The following is a 17,014-nucleotide window of genomic DNA, read 5'->3' as shown; positions in this document are numbered from 1 at the left end:
CCGGCGGGCGCGGTCGGCGCGACGACCGCGACGCCCTCCCCCGCCCACGAGCGCGGGACCAGCGCGACGCCGAGGCCGGCGGCGACCAGGTGCCGGACCGTCGCCGGGTCGCCGATCGCGAACCGCGGGACCGGGCCGAAGCCCGCCTCGGCGCAGGCCGCCATCGCCAGCTCGCGCAGCGCCGAGCCCTCCTGCGCCAGCACGAACGGCCGGTCGCGCACGTCCCACAGGGCGATCCGCTCCGCTGCGCCGAGCGGGTCCTCGGCCGCCACCAGCAGCCGCAGCGGCTCGTCCCGCAGGACGGTCGAGGCCAGGCCCGCCGGCACCGCCGCGTCGGGCGTGGTCGCGACGACCGCCAGGTCGACCGTCCCGTGGCGCAGCAGCTCGACCGCCTCGGCGGCCGCGGCATGCCGCAGCGCCAGGCCGATCCCCGGGTGCTCGGCGCCGAAGGCGGCCAGCGCGGCCGGCAGGTCGTCGGCCTCGCCGGCCGGCGCCGCGACCCGCACGACCCCGCGGACGGCCCCGGCGTGGGCGTCCATCTCGGCCCGCACGCCCGCGACCTCGGCGAGGATCCGCTCCGCCCGCGCCAGCAGCTCCTCGCCGGCCGCGGTCGGCTCGACGCCCTTCGGCATCCGGTGCAGCAGCGCGACGCCCAGCTCCCGCTCCAGCCGCCGGATCTGCTGCGAGAGCGCCGGCTGGGTCACGTGCAGGGCCTCGGCCGCACGGGTCACGTGGCGGTGGCGCGCGACGGCGGCGAAGTACTGCAGCTGACGCAGCTCCATCCCGACATCGTGACGGGCGCCGGCTCCTGCCATCATCGATGCGTGGACCTCGACCTGTTGCGCACCACGCTGGAGGAGCTGGAGCAGCCGCGCTTCCGGTTCGACCAGATCTGGAAGTGGACGGCCGACGGCGTCTCCGGCTACCACGAGATGACCAACCTGCCGGCCGCGCTCCGCGAGCAGCTGAGCGAGCGGGTCCCGTTCTCGACCCTCCACCAGGTCCGCAGCGCGAAGGCCTCCGACGGGACCGAGAAGCTGCTGCTGACGACCCACGACGGACGGCCGATCGAGACCGTCCTGATGCGCTACAAGGACGGCCGCCGGTCGATCTGCGTCAGCTCCCAGTCCGGCTGCCCCCTGACCTGCACCTTCTGCGCCACCGGGCAGATGAAGTTCGGCCGCAACCTGACCGCCTGGGAGATCCTCGACCAGGCGCTGGCGCTGCGCCGGCTGGACGCCCTGAACCACTGCGTCTTCATGGGCATGGGCGAGCCGATGATGAACCTGCCCAACGTGCTCGAGGTCTGCCGGCGGCTGCCCGACCTGGGGATCACCAACCGCCGGACCGGGATCTCGACCGTCGGCTGGGTGCCGGGCATCGACCAGCTGACCGAGAGCGACGTGCCGGTGCGGCTGGCGTGGTCGCTGCACGCGCCCGAGGACCAGCTGCGCAGCGAGATCATGCCGGTCAACGACCGCTACGCGCTGGCCGACGTCAAGGCCGCCTGCGACCGCTTCTACGAGCGCCGGCGCAAGATGATCTTCGTCGAGTACGTGATGCTCGCCGGCGTCAACGACTCGGTCGCGCAGGCCCGGCAGCTGGCCGACCTGCTCGAGCCGTGGAAGTACAAGATCAACCTGATCCCGTACAACCCGACCGACTCGATCTACGACGGCTCCGCGCGCGGCTCGATGGACGCCTTCCGCGACGCGCTCGAGGACCGCGGCTACAACGCCACGATCCGCCTGATCCGCGGGCGCGACATCGACGCCGCCTGCGGCCAGCTGGCCGCCAAGGCCGCCGCGGCCTGAACCGGGCGGCGGGCGGTCGACGCCGGGCGGACGCCGACCACGCTCCACGCCCTCGCCGGCCGCCCGTGACGCCGGCCCGGGCGGCGAGTGCTCGCCACCGCGCGCGAACGTCGCATCGCCCCGCGGGACCACTGCCACGGCCGGTCGTCAGGGCGCGCGACCGCTGCCGCCGCCGACCGTCACGGCGCGCGATCGCCGAGGCCGCCCGTCACCTGGCCCCGCCGGGCCCCCGCCGCACGCAGGTCGCGGGCGTTGCCGATCTCGTCGTTGTCGGCGTCGGCCAGGCTCCAGGCGCTCAGGCCGGGCTCCCCGCCGAGCAGCGTCGCGCGCCGCAGCGCCCCGGCGCCGAAGCGGTCGCGGACCGCGTCGACCACCGCGTCGAGCGCCGCTCCCGCCCCCTCGTCGAACGGCAGCTCGAGCTGGCGCGGCGTCGCCGCGACCAGGTTGGTGACCGCGATCCCGACCAGCGTCAGGTCACGCCGCTCGGTCAGGTCGCGGGCCGCCGCCAGCAGCCCGCGGAACGCCGCCAGCACCGCCGCGGTCGCGGCCGTCGGGCGCGGCAGCGTGACGGCGCGCGACAGCCGCGTGTAGTCCTCGAACCGCAACCGCAGGACGACGGTCCGGCCCTCGCGGCCGGCGCTGCGCATCCGCCGCGTCACGCGCTCCGTGAGCGCGATCGCCTGGGCATCGAGCCGCTCCGTCGCCCCGGCGGCGATCCGGACCGCGCTCTGGGTCCCGAACGACCGCCGCCCCCGGCCCGGGCGCAGCGGGCGCCCCTCCTGGTTCCAGGCGATCGCGGCCAGGCTGCGGGCCGCCGCCTTGCCGACGATCCTGGCCAGCGCCGGCTCGGGGATCGTCGCGATCTGGGCGACGGTCGCGATCCCCGAGGCGCGCAGCTTGGCGGCGGTCGCCGGGCCGCAGCCCCAGATCCGCTCGACCGGCAGCGGGTGCAGGAACGCCAGCTCGGTCCCCGGCGCGACCACCCGCACCCCGTCCGGCTTGGCCGCCCCGCTGGCCAGCTTCGCGATCTGGGTGGTCGATCCGCCGCCGACGCTGATCGGCAGCCCGACCTGCTCGCGGACCGCCGCGCGCAGCCGGTGGGCGATCGCCTCGGGCGTGCCGCAGATCCGCTCGAGCCCGGTGACGTCGAGGAACGCCTCGTCGACCGACAGCGGCTCGACGTCGGGCGCGATCGCGTCGAGGACCGCGAAGACCCGCCGGCTGGCCTCGAGGTAGGCGCCGAAGCGCGACGGGACGACGACCAGCCCCGGGCAGCGGCGGCGGGCGCCGGCGACGCCCATCCCCGAGCGGACCCCGCGCTGGCGGGCCTCGTAGCTGGCGGCCATCACCACTCCGGGCCCGACCGCCACCGGCCGTCCGCGCAGCGACGGGTCGTCGCGCTGCTCGACCGACGCGAAGAACGCGTCGAGGTCGGCGTGGAGGATCGACCGGGCGGCGGTCACGAACGTATGTTCGTATGGCCGGCGGCGGAAGCGCCTGGAGCGGCGAATCGTCGGCTCGCGCGCGGCGGGGAGGCGCGACGGCGATCATGCGGCCCCACGACATCGGATCGCCATCTCGTCCCGGCACGATCGGCGAGATGACGATCCGCGGGTCGCCTCGCCGCGGCCGCCGCCACCCGCTCACGTCGCTCACCGCCCCTACCCGCCCACGCCCACCACCGCCCGCCGGCGCCTCGCCGACCGCCCACCGCCGCCACGCCCACCACCACCCGCCGCCGCCACGCCGCACCGCCCACCACCGACCGCCGCACTCCCCCGGCCCCGCCCAGGCGATCGTCTAGGGTCGGCGGCATGGCGCAGCGACTGACCGCAACGGTGGCCCTGGTGACCGGGGCGAGCTCGGGGATCGGGGAGGCGACGGCGCTCGCGCTCGCGGCCGAGGGCGCCCAGGTCGCGGTCGTCGCCCGCCGCCGCGACCGGCTCGAGGACCTCGCCGCGCGGATCGGCGACGCCGGCGGGCGGGCGCTGGTGATCGAGGCCGACGTGACCGAGCGCCAGCAGGCCGAGGGCGCCGTCGCGACCACCGTCGAGCAGCTCGGGCGGCTCGACACCGTCGTCAACAACGCCGGCGTGATGCTGCTCGGCCCGGTCGTCGACGCCCCGGTCGAGGAGTGGGAGCGGATGCTCTCGCTCAACGTCCAGGGGCTGATGTACGTCGCCCACGCCGCGCTCCCCCACCTGCTGCAGGCGGCCGCCGACGGCCCGCGCGAGGTCGCCGACCTGATCAACGTCAGCTCGGTCGCCGGTCGCGTCGCCCGCAACGGCAGCGCGGTCTACAACGCCACCAAGCACGCCGTCGGCGCGTTCAGCGAGGGCCTCCGGCAGGAGGTCACCCAGCGCCACGTGCGGGTCTCGCTGATCGAGCCGGGCGCCGTCGACACCGAGCTGCCCGACCACAACCGCCCGGCGATCCGCGAGCACCTGCAGCAGCGGTTCGCCGACGTCGAGCGGCTGCGGTCCGAGGACATCGCCGACGCGATCGCCTACGTCGTCACCCGCGCCCGCCACGTCGCGATCAACGAGCTGCTCGTCCGCCCGACCGAGCAGCAGGCCTGAGCCCGGGCGACCGGCTCCGCCCGATCAGTCGGTCGCCCGCAGGAACGCCAGCACCGCCAGCACCCGCCGGTGGTCGCCGTGGCCGACCGGCAGGTCGAGCTTGGCGAACAGGTTCGAGACGTGCTTCTCGACCGCCTTCGGCGTGACCACCAGCGCCTCGGCGATCGCGGCGTTGGTCCGGCCCTCGGCCATCAGCGTCAGCACCTCGCGCTCGCGCGGGGTCAGCCCGTCGAGCAGCGCGCCGCCACCGGCGTCGCGGCCGCGGACCAGCTCGGCGACGACCTCGCGGTCGAGCGCGGTGCCGCCGGCCGCGACCCGCCGGATCGCGTCGAGGAAGCCGCGGACGTCGCCGACCCGCTCCTTCAGCAGGTAGCCGACGCCGCCCTGGCCGGACTCCAGCAGCTCGGCGGTGTAGACCGGCTCGACGTACTGCGAGAGCACCAGCACCGACAGCCCCGGATGGCGGTCGCGAGCGGCGATCGCCGCCCGCAGCCCCTCGTCGGTGAAGGTCGGCGGCAGCCGCACGTCGACGATCGCCAGGTCGGGCTGGTGGCCGCCGACGATCCGCAGCAGCCCCTCGCCGTCCTCGGCCTGGGCGACGACGTCGAAGTCGTGCTCGCGCAGCAGCGCCACGATCCCCTCGCGCAGCAGCGCGTGGTCCTCGGCGATCACCACCCGCATCGGGCGCTCCTCCTCCTCGGGCTCAGGTGCCATCGGGCAGCTCCGCGAGGACGATCGTCCCGCCCTGCGGCGGCTGCTCGACGACCAGCGTGCCGTCGAGCGCCTCGACCCGGCGGCGGAGGCCCATCAGGCCCGCGCCCGCCGGGTCGGCGCCGCCGCGGCCGTCGTCGGCGATCTCGACGGTCAGCCGGCCACCGGCCTGCGACAGCCGCACCCGGGCGACGGCGTCCCCGGCGTGCTTGGCCGCGTTGGTCAGGGCCTCGGAGACGACGAAGTAGGCCGCCGACTCGACCACCGGCAGCGGTCGCCGCGGCACGTCGCCGTCGACCCCGACCGGGATCGCGCAGCGGCGGGCGAGCGCCTGGACCGCCGCCACCAGCCCGCGGTCGGTGAGGATCGGCGGCGCGATCCCGCGGGCCAGGTCGCGCAGCTCGGCGATCGCCGCCGTCGCGTCGCGCTGGGCCCCGAGGACCAGCGTCCGGGTGGCCTCGTCGCCGGACCGCTCGAGCCGCTGCTCCGCGCGCCCCAGCTGCATGCTGAGGGCGACCAGGCGCGCCTGGGCGCCGTCGTGGAGGTCGCGCTCGATCCGCCGCAGCTCGGCGGCCTGGACGTCGAGCGCGCCGCTGCGGGTGCGGGTCAGCACGTCGACCCGCTCGGCCAGCTGGCGGGCCCGCGCCCACCGCAGGCCGTCGCGGTTGAGGATCAGCATGGTCGCGACGAACGCCGTCCCGATCGCCATCAGCGGCCAGATCGGCCAGAAGTAGCCGCCGCCCGACATCGCCCAGATCACGATCTGCCCGGCCAGGAACGTCCCGACGATCGCCCCGGCGACCCGCAGGCGGTGGTCGGCCGGGGAACGGTCGCGCGGTCCTCCGAACGCCTCGTGGCTGATCGCGTGGACCGCGACGGTCACGGCGAGCGCGAACCAGACCCACATCGGCCAGAAGTAGCCGGCGCCCGTCAGGCCCCAGACCAGGGTCACGACGAGGCCGGAGACCGACGCCAGCGCCAGGTGCAGCGGCAGGCCGGGGGCCGCCGCCGGGCCGGCGGCCGGTGCGTCGGGCGCGCCGGCCGCGGGCCGCTCCCCGACCGGCGGTCCGGGAGCGGCGAGCGGCGTGGTCTGGTCCTCAGCGGGCATGGCCGTCGGCGACCGGCTGGGCGGAGCCGGCGGTCCGCTGATCGTCCCACGCGCGGGCGGACGTCGCCCGGCGCCGGGAGCGCCGGCCGATCGGCATGCCCTTGTCGCCCAGCAGGGCGACGGCGGCCGGCAGCGCGACGGCCCGCACGATCGTGGCGTCGAGCAGGATCGCCGACGCCAGGCCGACGCCCATCTGCTTCATCTCCAGCAGCCGCAGGGTCGCGAAGATCGCGAACACCGCGACCATCACGATCGCCGCGCTGGTGACGGTGCTGGCGGTCGCGGCGACGCCCTCGGCGGCCGCGTCCCTGGGCGAGCGCCCGTTGGCCCGCGCCTCGCGGATCCGCTCGAGCACCAGGATCGTGTAGTCCATCGAGAGCCCGAAGAGGATCACGAAGGACATCAACGGCAGCCAGGCCGTGATCGTGCCGGTCGAGTGGAAGTTGAGCAGGTCCTCCGCCCAGGTGTTCTGGAAGACCGCCGTGATCACGCCGTAGGTGGCGGCGATCGACAGCAGGTTGAGCCCGATCACCGCGGCGGCCAGGCGGGCCGAGCGGAAGCTCGCGACCAGCAGCAAGAACGCCAGTCCGAGCACGAACGCGAGCACCAGCGGCATCGAGTCCGAGACCCGCTCGGAGAAGTCGAGCGACCCGGCGCCGTCGCCGGTGACCTTCGCGCTGGCGCCGGGGCCGACCCGCGAGGCGGTCGGGGCGACGTCGCGGCGCAGCTCCCTGACCACGCCCTTGGTGGTGTCGTTGTCGACGTCCGGCATCGGGACCGAGACGACGGCGGTGCGCGCATCCTTCGAGACCCGGACGTCGATCGGGCCGCGACCCTCGGTGACGCGGATCGCCCGCTCGCCGAGCGCGTGGAGGGCCGCGGTCTGCCTGGCGCCGTCCAGCCCGTGACCGCTGACGACGATGTCCGAGCTGCCGGGCGCGCCGGGGAACGACTTCTCGATCTGCTTCTGGGCCTCGACGGCGGCGATCCCGGGCGGCAGCGAGCTCACGCCCTGCTCCGCCGTGTGCATGTTCAGGGCCGGCACGGCGAGCGCGCCGAGCAGGCAGACCGCGATCGTCAGCGAGACGCCCGGTCGGCGGGTGACGGTGCGCGCGATCGCGCTCCAGGCCCGGTGCTCCTTCGCCGGCTGGACGCCGCCGCGGCCGTTGGCCACCATCCGCGGGCGGCGCCGGCGGCCGATCAGCGGGATCCGGCCCCTGTCGATCCGGTCGCCGAGCAGGCCGAGGACGGCCGGCAGCACCGTCAGCGAGCCGACCAGCGCGATCGCGACCACCAGGATCGTGCCGATCGCCATCGAGGTGAAGTCCGGCACGCCGGTGATCAGCAGCCCGGCGAGGGCCACCATCACGGTCACGCCGGAGACCAGGATCGCCCGGCCAGCGGTCGCGGCCGCGGCGTCGAGCGCGGCCTCGGGGCCACGTCCCCGCCGCCGCTCCTCGCGCTCGCGGCGGATGTAGAAGAGCGAGTAGTCGACGCCGACGGCGAGCCCGATCAGCACCAGCAGCGACGCCGTCGAGTCGCCGCTGGGAGCGACCTGCGAGGCGATGCTCGAGGCGCCCATCGCCCCGATCACCGAGGTGATGCCGAGCAGCAGCGGCACCGACGCGGCGACCAGCGCGCCGAAGGCGAGCACCAGGATGATCAGCGTGATCGGGACCGAGAACAGCTCGGCCCGCTGGAGGTCGTCGCCGACCATCGTGTCGATCGCGTCGTTGACGCTGCCCGAGCCGGTCTGGGCGATCGTCACGCCTGGGTGCTCGGCCTTGACCGCGGCGACCGCCTTGGTCACCGGCTTGGAGTGGTCGCCGGCGTCCTCGGGATCGCCGCGCAGCTCGGCGCGGACCAGGACGGCGCGACCGCCGTCGCGGCTCATCCCGGCCGACGACGAGTCGGAGCGGCTCACGGGGCTGAGGACGGACGCGACCTCGGGCAGCTTCGCGATCCGGGCCTCGACCGCCCGCGCGGTGGTGGCGGTCGTCGCCGCGTCGCCGGAGCGGACGAGGATCGTCTCGCTCGCCAGGCCGCGGAGGCCGGCGTCGTCGACGCGCTGGTCGGCGACCTTCGACTCGCCGACGCCCGACTGCGAGCTGTCGATCGACTTCGTGCCGGTCATCCCGCCGGCGACGGTCAGGCCGACGACCAGCAGGACCCACAGCAGGATCGTGAGCTTGGGGCGCCGTGCGGCGGCGCGGGAGGTGCGGCGGACGACCCGGGCGAGCAGGCCGTGGGTCTCGTCGTGCGGCGGCCCGGAGGCCCCGCCCGGTGGGGACGTGATGCGGGTGGAGGACATGGATGCCAGGCTGCCCGTCGCCGCCGCCCGCGTCGCTGGGGCACGGCACCGTCCTGGCCCGGGCCGGCCCCCGGATCGACGGTGGGGTTTTCCCCACCCCCGGCGCTCGGCCCGGCACCAGACGCCAGGGCCCGGTGCCGGCCGGAGCGCGCTCGCTCAGCCGCGCCCGTGCGGCGCGTCGAAGTCGACGATCGGCCCGCGGGGCACGATCCGGGTCGGGTTGATCGAGGGGTGCGTCACGTAGTAGTGGCGCTTGATGTGGTCGAACCGGACCGTCTCGGCGATCCCCGGCTGCTGGTACAGGTCGCGGGTGTAGCCCCAGAGGTTGGGGTAGTCCGCGATCCGGCGCAGGTTGCACTTGAAGTGCCCGACGTAGACCGGGTCGAACCGCACCAGGGTCACGAACAGCCGCCAGTCGGCCTCGGTGATCCGGTCGCCGGTCAGGTAGCGGCGGGACGCGAGCCGCTGCTCCAGCCAGTCGAGCGAGTCGAACAGCTCGCCGACTGCCTCGTCGTAGGCGGCCTGGCTGGTCGCGAAGCCGGCCCGGTAGACCCCGTTGTTGACCGTCGCGTAGATCCGCTCGTTGAGCTCGTCGATCTGCGCGCGCAGCGGCTCGGGGTAGAGGTCGACCTCGGGGCGCTTGGCGACGGCGTCGAACTCGCCGTTGAGCATCCGGACGATCTCGGCCGACTCGTTGTTGACGATCCGGCCGCTCTTCGTGTCCCACAGCACCGGGACGGTGACGCGACCGTCGAAGTCCGGGTCGGTGGCGGCGTAGCCCTCGGCCAGGAAGCTCCAGCCGTTCAGCGGGTCGGCCTCGACCAGCGGATCGGCGGGATCGGCGTGGGCGACGCCGGCGTCCTTGAAGGCCCACCCGCGGTCGTCGCGGATCGGGTCGACGATCGTGACCCCGATCGCGTCCTCGAGGCCCTTGAGCTGGCGGACGATCAGCGTCCGCGACGCCCACGGACAGGCATAGGAGACGTACAGGTGGTAGCGGCCGGCCTCCGCCGGGTAGCCGCTGGAGCCGTCGGCGGTGACCCGCTCGCGGAAGGCGCTGGCCTGGCGCCGGAAGCGACCGCGGTCGATCTCGCGGGTCCAGCCGGCGGCGGAGGTCTCGGGGGTCTCGGTGCTCATCGTGGCGCTCCTGGCGGGGGTTCGCTTTGTTGCGTGCGCAATGACCAGGCTAGCGCACCGGCGCCGGTGGACCGCCCAGGGTCGCGCGCGGCCGGGGCGCTCGCCCCGCGCCGCCCGATCGGCGATGCTGCCTCCGATGTCCCGCCCACCCCACTCGCCCCCGCCCGCGACGGTCGCCGCCGACGCGCGGACCAAGCGCCTGACGCTGCTGGCCTGCATCCTCGGGTCGACGATCGTGATGGTCGACGGGTCGGTGGTGAACGTCGCCCTGCCGCACATCAGCAAGGACCTCGGCGGCGGGCTTGCCGGCCAGCAGTGGACGTCGAACGCCTACCTGCTGACGCTGGGCTCGCTGCTGATGGTCGCCGGGTCGTTGGGCGACGTCTTCGGCGAGCGGCGGATCTTCCTGCTCGGCGTGGCCGGATTCGGCGTCACGTCGCTGATCTGCGCGGCCGCCCCGAGCATCGGCGTCCTGATCGCCGGCCGCGCCCTCCAGGGGGCGTCCGGGGCGCTGCTGACCCCGGCCGCGCTGGCGGTGATCGTGGCGACCTTCGACGAGGACGACCGCAACCGGGCGATCGGCTCGTGGACCGCCTGGGGCGGGATCGGCGCCGCGATCGGGCCGCTGCTCGGCGGCTGGCTGGTCGACGCCGCGTCCTGGCAGTGGGTCTTCCTGATCAACGTGCCGCTGGTGCTCCTGACGCTCTGGATCATCGTGCTGGCGATCCCCGCGGCCGGCGAGCGCGGCGAGCGGCGGCTGGACCTGGTCGGCGCGGCGCTCTGCGCGACCGGCCTGGCGGGGCTGACGTTCGGGCTGATCCAGCAGCCGCTGGCCGGCTGGGGATCGCTCTCGGTGGTCGGGCCGCTGGCCGGCGGGGCGCTCGTCTTCGCCGTCTTCCTGCTCTACGAGCGCCGGGCCCGCGAGCCGATGCTGCCGCTGGACCTCTTCCGCCGCCGCAACTTCGCCGTCGGCAACGTCGAGACCCTGGTGATGTACGCCGGGCTGGCGCTGGTCTTCTTCTACCTGACGATCTACCTCCAGCAGGTCGCCGGCTTCGACGCGCTGAAGGCCGGCCTGGCGGGGCTGCCGGTGACGATCCTGATGCTGCTGCTGGCCAGCCGCTTCGGGGCGCTCGCCGACCGGATCGGGCCGCGGCTGTTCATGGGCGCCGGGCCCGTGGTCTCGGGCGTCGGCCTGTTGCTGCTGCTGCGGCTGGACCGCGACGTCTCCTACCTCGGCGACGTGCTGCCGGCGATGGTCGTGTTCGGGATCGGCCTCTGCATCACGGTCGCGCCGCTGACCGCGACCGTGCTCGCCGACGCCGACGCCCACAACGCCGGCGCCGCGTCGGGGGTCAACAACGCGATCGCCCGGGTCGCCGGCCTGATCGGGATCGCCGCGGTCGGGGTCGTGGTCGCGTCGAGCTTCTCGTCCGGGGTCGCCGATCGGCTGGAGGGACGGCCGCTGTCCCCCGCCGGCCGGGCGGTCGTCGCCGATGCCCGCGACGCCCCGCTCAGCCGGCCGGACGTGTCGGGGCTGCCGGCGGCCGAGGCGCGGGCGATCGACGACGCCGCCGTCGCCTCCTCGACCCACAGCTTCCACCTCGGGATGGGCGTCTCGGCCGGCCTGCTGCTGCTCGGCGGCGCGCTCGGCGCGGCCGGGATCCGCAACCCGCGGCGGCTGGTGCGGGCCAGCGAGTGCGCCGGCGGCCAGCTCGTCGGCCAGCCGTGCGACGCCGCTCACCCGGAGCGCGGCGCCGCCGAGCCGGCCAGCGCCTGACGGAGTGGCGTCATTTGCCCCCGGACGATCGGAGGCGGCGTCATTTCACCCCGCCATGCGCCGGGAGATGACGCCAGTTCTCGCCGTCCGCAGGCAGCTGACGCCAGCTGCCCATCGACGCCCGACCGTGCCTCACCGACCCGCGCCCGCGCCGGCACCGGCGCTCGACGATCCGGGACCCCGCTCGGGGTCTCGGCCCGGCGGGCGCGGCTCGAAGCCGGGGCAGGCGGCGACCGGCATCCGCGGGTAGCGCGGGAAGCGCGGGTCGGCCTTCGAGCGGCCGCAGAGCGAGAAGGTCGATCCGCGGGTGTTGCCGATCAGGCGCTGGTGCAGGCAGCGGTCGCAGAGGCCGAAGGCGGACGGCACCGGACCAGTATCGAGGACCCTCGCCGTCGCCGCGCGCACCATCGGCGCGGCCGGCCATCTTGACTTCAAGGGCGCTCGAACCCCTACCGTGGAGCGACGGCCGCCCGTCCCGGCGTGGAGACGGGGACCGATCGACCGCCCCCTAGACTCGAGCCAGTGCCCACGTTCCGCCGTCTGCTCGGGTTCCTGCGCCCATATCGCGGGACCTGGGTGATCAGCTTCTCGCTCGCGCTGCTCGCGATGGGCGTGACGGTCGCCAGCCCCTACCTGGTCGGCCGCGGGATCGACCAGATCCGCGCGGGCGACCGCGGCGGGCTGACCTTCTTCGCGGTCGCGATCGCGCTCCTCGGGCTCGGCCGGCTGCTGCTGACGATCGGCCGGCGGCTGGTCGCCGGCCGCGTCTCGCTCGGCGTCGAGCAGGACCTGCGCGACCGGCTCTACGGGCACCTGCAGTCGCTCGAGATGGGCTTCTTCGACCGCTGGCAGACCGGGCAGCTGATGTCGCGGGCGACCGTCGACCTGAGCGCCGTCCGGTTCTTCCTCGGCTACGGCCTGGTCTTCATCGTCCAGTCGCTGCTGACGGTGGTCCTGGCCGCGATCGCGATGACGATCCAGCAGCCGCTGCTGGCGCTGCTGGCGCTGCTGCCCGCGCCGCTGATCGTCTTCGTCGGCCACGCCTACGGCACCCGCGGCCGGCCCGCCCAGCAGGACGCCCAGCAGGCGGTCGCCGAGCTGACCGCCGCCGCCGAGGAGTCGATCTCCGGGATCCGGGTGGTCAAGGCGTTCGCCGCCGAGGAGCGCCGCCGCGAGGCGTTCGAGGCGACCGTCGAGCGCGCCTTCGGCAAGCAGCTGCGGGCGGTCCGGATCGAGGCGGCGTTCCAGCCGTTCGTGCAGTTCCTGCCCCAGATCAGCCTGGCGATCGTGCTGCTCGCCGGCGGCCGGATGGTCGTCGACGGCGACCTCACGATCGGCCAGTTCGCGGCCTTCTACGTCTACGTGCTGATGCTGATCCAGCCGCTGCGCTCGCTCGGCGTGATGCTCGGGCTCGGCCAGCGCGCGACCGCCTCGGGGATGCGGCTGTTCGAGGTCCTCGACCGCGAGCCGACGATCGTCGCCCCCACCGACCGCCCCGTCCGGACGCTGCCGGCCGACGGCGGCGGCGCGATCCGCTTCGAGGGCGTCACGCTCCGCTACCCCGGCCAGACGCGGCCGGCGCTGGAGGACGTCGACCTGACGATCCCGGCCGGCGAGCGGATCGCGATCGTCGGCGAGACCGGTTCCGGCAAGACCGCCCTGATCCAGCTGCTGCCGCGGCTCTACGACCCGACCGCGGGGCGGGTGCTGATCGACGGGGTCGATGTCCGCGACCTCGACCCGACAGCGCTCCGTCGCGAGATCGCGATCGTCGACGACGACCCGTTCCTGTTCACCGCCAGCGTCGCCGAGAACCTGGCCTACGCCGCGCCCGGCGCGACCCGCGAGGAGATCGAGCGGGCCGCCGAGCGGGCCCGCGCGGCCGACTTCATCGCCGCGCTGCCGGACGGCTACGAGACCGTGGTCGGCGAGCGCGGCCTGACGCTGTCCGGCGGCCAGCGCCAGCGACTGGCGATCGCCCGCGCGCTGCTCGCCGGACCCGATCGGGAGCCTGGCGATCCGCGTCCCCGCGGACCGCGGATCCTGATCCTCGACGACGCCACCAGCAACGTCGACGCCACCACCGAGCAGGCGATCGCCGGCGGGCTCGACGAGGTGATGGCCGGCCGCACCACGCTCGTGATCGCCCACCGGCTGTCGACCGTGCGGCTCGCCGACCGGGTCGTGGTCCTGGAGCGCGGCCGCGTCGCCGCCGTCGGCGACCACGACGAGCTGCTGGCCCGCTCGCAGCTCTACCGCGACATCGTCACCTACGGGATGGCCGGCCAGGTCTTCCTGACCCGCAAGCAGGAGCCGATCGAGGTGACCGAGGCATGAGCGCGCCCGGACCGTCCGAATCGGGCTCCACGACCCGCCGCGGCGCCGCCTTCGCCGACATCCGCCGCCGTCAGCAGGCGACCCGCGGCCGCGGTCGCCGCACCCGCAGCCTGTTCGGGATGATGCGCCCCTACCGCGGGCGGATCGCGATCCTGCTCGTCGCGCTGCTGGTCGCCACCGCGGCCAGCCTCGCCCCCGCCCCGCTGGCCGCGAAGGCGGTCGACGACGGCCTCTCCAAGGGCAACCTCGACCACCTGACGGTGCTCGTCGCGGTCCTGCTCGGGGTCTCGCTCGTCGGCCTCGTCGCGACCGTCGTCCGCGACCGGCTGGTCGGCTGGCTGGGCGCCCGGCTGCTGAGCGACCTGCGCGAGCGGATCTTCCGCCACCTGCTGCAGATGCCGGTCAGCTACCACGAGCGACAGCGCGCGGGCGTGCTCGTCTCGCGGATGACCAACGACGTCGACGCGCTCCAGACGATGATCAGCTCGAGCCTCGTGACGCTGATCTCGTCGGTGCTGATGCTGCTGGGCTCGATCGTGATCCTGATCTCGCTCGACCTGAAGCTGGCGCTGATCACGTTCACCACGATCCCGGTGCTGCTGCTCGGGTCGCTGGCCTTCCGGCTCGCCTCGGTCGACGCCTTCGCCCGCACCCGCGAGACGATCGGCGCGATCACGGCGCACCTGCAGGAGACCCTCTCCGGCGTCCGCGTGATCCGCTCCTACGGCCGCGAGCAGGGCCACCTCGACCGCTTCCACGAGCTCGGCGACGAGAACCGCCGGGCCAACATGAAGACGGTCTACCTGAACGCCGCCTACTTCCCGGCCGTCGAGTACCTGTCGACGGCGGCGATCGTGATCGTGCTGCTGGTCGGCGGGGCCGAGGCGATCGACGGCGCCGTGACGATCGGCGTCCTGATCGGGTTCGTGACCGCGCTCGACAACTTCTTCGGTCCGATCACGGAGCTGTCGAACGTCTACACGACCTTCCAGTCCGGGATGGCGGCGCTCGAGAAGATCGGCGCGCTGCTCGACCAGGAGTCGACGCTGACCGACCCCGCCCACCCGCGGGAGCTGCCCGATCCGCTCCGGGGCGAGCTGCGCTTCGAGCACGTGACGTTCGGCTACGGGGTGCCGTCGCGGGGCGGTTCGGCGTCCGCCGGCGGCACCGGAGCGAGCAGCTCGCCGATCGTCCTCCACGACATCGACCTGACGATCCCGGCCGGGGCGACGGTCGCGCTCGTCGGCAGCACCGGCGCCGGCAAGTCGACGCTCGTCAAGCTGGCCGCGCGCTTCATCGACCCGAGCGAGGGGCGGGTGCTGCTGGACGGCGTCGACCTGCGCGACCTGCGCCAGCGGGAGCTCCGCTCGCGAATGGGGATCGTCCCCCAGGAGGGGTTCCTGTTCAGCGGCACGGTCGCCGAGAACATCGCCTTCGGCCGCGACGGCGCGACCCGCGAGGACGTCGAGCGGGTCGTCGCCAGCCTCGGGGCCGGCGACGTCCTCGACCAGCTGCCGCAGGGCCTCGACACCGAGGTCGGGGAGCGCGGCGGGTCGCTGTCGGCGGGCCAGCGGCAGCTGGTGGCGTTCGCCCGCGCGCTGATCGCCGGGGCGCCCGCGAACGGCGACGGCCGCCTCGGCGGGCCGTCGATCCTGCTGCTCGACGAGGCGACGGCCAACGTCGACCTGCGGACCGAGCGGCGGATCGAGGAGGCGCTGGAGCTGCTGCTGTCGGACCGCACGGCGATCGTGATCGCCCACCGGCTGTCGACGATCCGCTCGGCCGACCTGATCGCGGTCGTCGAGCACGGACGGATCTGCGAAGCCGGCACGCACGAGGAGTTGCTGGTCCGCGGTGGCGCGTACGCGAAGCTCCACGAGGACTGGCAACGCGGGACGACCGACGCACCGTCGGCGGCCGCTTCGTAAGACTGCTGGCGGTGGCCGTCCGTCCGGGCCGCCGCAACATCCTCGCCCCCCACCGGTTGCAACGACGAGATGACCTCACGCCTCGCCCCCACGACCGTGCGCGCCGCCGCGACGCTGGCCGCCGCCGGCGCGCTCGCGATCGGCCTCGCCGGCCCGGCGGCCGCGACGTCGCCGACCGGTCCCGGCGGAACCGCGCTCGCCGGCCCGGCCGCCGGATCGCCCGCGAACGGGCCGGTCGAGCGGATCGCCAGCGGCCGTGCCCGCGCCGGCCTCCGCCAGGCGGCCCAGCGACCGTCGAACGTCGGCACGATCAAGCTCCAGTCCTCGCGCAAGATCAAGGTCCGCTACCTGCCCAACCGCAAGCGGACCGTCGGGTCGCTGAAGAACGGCGCGACGGTCAAGGTGCTCTGCCAGATGAACTCGGTGCGGGCATCGGGCTACTCCGGCAGCTCCCGGATCTGGGACCGCGTGCGGCTGCCCAACGGCCGCGCCGGCTACGTGCCCGACGCCTCGGTCCAGAACGAGAAGGCGGCGATGGTCGCCCACTACTGCAAGTGGTCGGACCCCGGCGCGCCCGCCGACGTCAACCCGCAGCAGGGACGCTGCTCGTCGGTCGCGACCGTGCCGCTGGTGGCGGCGCCCGTCGACCGGGCCGCGTTCATCGCCACCGCCGGGCCGCTGGCGCGCGCGTCCCAGGGCGCGACCCAGGTGCCGGCCTCAGTCACCCTCGCGCAGGCGATCCTCGAGTCCGCGTCGGGCACGGCGACCGCCGGCGCCAACAACTACTTCGGGATCAAGGCCCAGGCCGTCGACGCCGCCAACGGGATCTTCCGCTGGGCGACCGAGGCGGTCGGCTGCGTGCTCAAGCCGACCTACGAGACCGAGTCGGGACGGCTCGTCCGTCAGCTGGCGGCGTTCCGGATGTACCGCGGGATGCAGGACTCCTTCGACGACCACGGCCTGTTCCTGCGCCAGAACAGCCGCTACGCCAAGGCGTTCGACTACACGGCCGACCCCGAGCGGTTCGCGAAGGAGATCCACAAGGCCGGCTACGCCACCGATCCGGCCTACAGCACCAGCCTGATCCGGCTGATGCGCAACGAGAAGCTGACGCGCTTCGACCGCTAGGGGCGGGCCGGGTCGCACGGTGGCGGGTGTGGTCCGTGGGGTGCGGGCGTGGTCTGCTGGGGGTGGCGGCTGTGGTCCGCGAGGGTGCGGTACGCCCTCGATCGCTCGCGGCCAAGTGAGCGGGGTGCTTCGGTCTGCGTGGTCTGGTTTGGCCGCGAATCGTGCGATCTCGCGCGCACCC

The 17,014-nt window shown here is 74.6% G+C and carries 13 protein-coding genes; 6 read left to right on the top strand and 7 right to left on the bottom strand.

The genetic code is table 11. The features are described 5' to 3' along the window. Positions 1–782 (bottom strand): LysR family transcriptional regulator (locus PAI11_RS18460; protein ID WP_050897313.1); only part of this gene is annotated, 782 nt, incomplete at its 3' end. Between the two features lie 42 nt (positions 783–824). On the opposite strand from PAI11_RS18460, the gene rlmN reads away from it, so the two are divergent. Continuing rightward, entirely contained in the window at positions 825–1,814 is a 990-nt protein-coding gene (gene rlmN / locus PAI11_RS18455) for a dual-specificity RNA methyltransferase RlmN (RefSeq protein WP_170320750.1), read from the top strand. 179 nt (positions 1,815–1,993) lie between these two features. Here rlmN and dinB read toward each other — a convergent pair whose 3' ends face one another. Continuing rightward, on the bottom strand, positions 1,994–3,277 hold the full coding sequence (gene dinB, locus PAI11_RS18450) for a DNA polymerase IV (RefSeq protein ID WP_007577611.1): 1,284 nt from the start codon (positions 3,275–3,277) through the stop codon (positions 1,994–1,996). 351 nt (positions 3,278–3,628) lie between these two features. Between dinB and PAI11_RS18445 the strand changes: the two genes are divergently transcribed. Then, entirely contained in the window at positions 3,629–4,393 is a 765-nt protein-coding gene (locus PAI11_RS18445) for an SDR family NAD(P)-dependent oxidoreductase (RefSeq protein WP_007577609.1), read from the top strand. Positions 4,394–4,417: 24 nt separating this feature from the next. Here the strand turns inward: PAI11_RS18445 and PAI11_RS18440 are convergent, their stop codons facing one another. From PAI11_RS18440 to PAI11_RS18425, 4 genes are all read right to left on the bottom strand, one after another. After that, positions 4,418–5,074 (bottom strand): response regulator, encoded by a 657-nt coding sequence (locus tag PAI11_RS18440; protein WP_040600925.1) that lies wholly within the window; start codon positions 5,072–5,074, stop codon positions 4,418–4,420. Between the two features lie 22 nt (positions 5,075–5,096). After that, positions 5,097–6,212: a sensor histidine kinase gene (locus tag PAI11_RS18435; protein WP_007577606.1), complete on the bottom strand. Its 1,116-nt coding sequence runs from the start codon at positions 6,210–6,212 to the stop codon at positions 5,097–5,099. Beyond that, a complete protein-coding gene (locus tag PAI11_RS18430; RefSeq protein ID WP_007577604.1) occupies positions 6,202–8,523 on the bottom strand; it encodes an MMPL family transporter in 2,322 nt (773 codons plus the stop codon). Before PAI11_RS18430 ends, PAI11_RS18435 begins: the two co-directional genes overlap by 11 nt. A 156-nt stretch (positions 8,524–8,679) precedes the next feature. Beyond that, the gene (locus PAI11_RS18425; protein ID WP_007577602.1) at positions 8,680–9,660 is read right to left on the bottom strand and encodes a glutathione S-transferase family protein; all 981 of its coding nucleotides are present in this window, start codon (positions 9,658–9,660) and stop codon (positions 8,680–8,682) included. A 136-nt stretch (positions 9,661–9,796) separates the two neighbouring features. On the opposite strand from PAI11_RS18425, the gene PAI11_RS18420 reads away from it, so the two are divergent. After that, positions 9,797–11,440: an MFS transporter gene (locus PAI11_RS18420; protein WP_007577600.1), complete on the top strand. Its 1,644-nt coding sequence runs from the start codon at positions 9,797–9,799 to the stop codon at positions 11,438–11,440. Between the two features lie 132 nt (positions 11,441–11,572). Here PAI11_RS18420 and PAI11_RS18415 read toward each other — a convergent pair whose 3' ends face one another. Next, the gene (locus PAI11_RS18415; protein WP_007577598.1) at positions 11,573–11,806 is read right to left on the bottom strand and encodes a hypothetical protein; all 234 of its coding nucleotides are present in this window, start codon (positions 11,804–11,806) and stop codon (positions 11,573–11,575) included. 156 nt (positions 11,807–11,962) lie between these two features. On the opposite strand from PAI11_RS18415, the gene PAI11_RS18410 reads away from it, so the two are divergent. The 3 genes from PAI11_RS18410 to PAI11_RS24725 all read left to right on the top strand — a co-directional run bounded on the left by PAI11_RS18410 (position 11,963) and on the right by PAI11_RS24725 (position 16,833). Then, the gene (locus PAI11_RS18410) at positions 11,963–13,777 is read left to right on the top strand and encodes an ABC transporter ATP-binding protein (protein WP_138974413.1); all 1,815 of its coding nucleotides are present in this window, start codon (positions 11,963–11,965) and stop codon (positions 13,775–13,777) included. Beyond that, the gene (locus PAI11_RS18405) at positions 13,774–15,705 is read left to right on the top strand and encodes an ABC transporter ATP-binding protein (protein ID WP_007577595.1); all 1,932 of its coding nucleotides are present in this window, start codon (positions 13,774–13,776) and stop codon (positions 15,703–15,705) included. Before PAI11_RS18410 ends, PAI11_RS18405 begins: the two co-directional genes overlap by 4 nt. 69 nt (positions 15,706–15,774) lie before the next feature. Then, positions 15,775–16,833 (top strand): glucosaminidase domain-containing protein, encoded by a 1,059-nt coding sequence (locus PAI11_RS24725; protein ID WP_050897312.1) that lies wholly within the window; start codon positions 15,775–15,777, stop codon positions 16,831–16,833. Positions 16,834–17,014 lie beyond the last annotated feature (181 nt).

The sequence above is a fragment of the Patulibacter medicamentivorans genome (assembly GCF_000240225.1).
GTDB lineage: Bacteria > Actinomycetota > Thermoleophilia > Solirubrobacterales > Solirubrobacteraceae > Patulibacter > Patulibacter medicamentivorans.
This window is presented reverse-complemented; position numbering and strand designations above follow the sequence as displayed.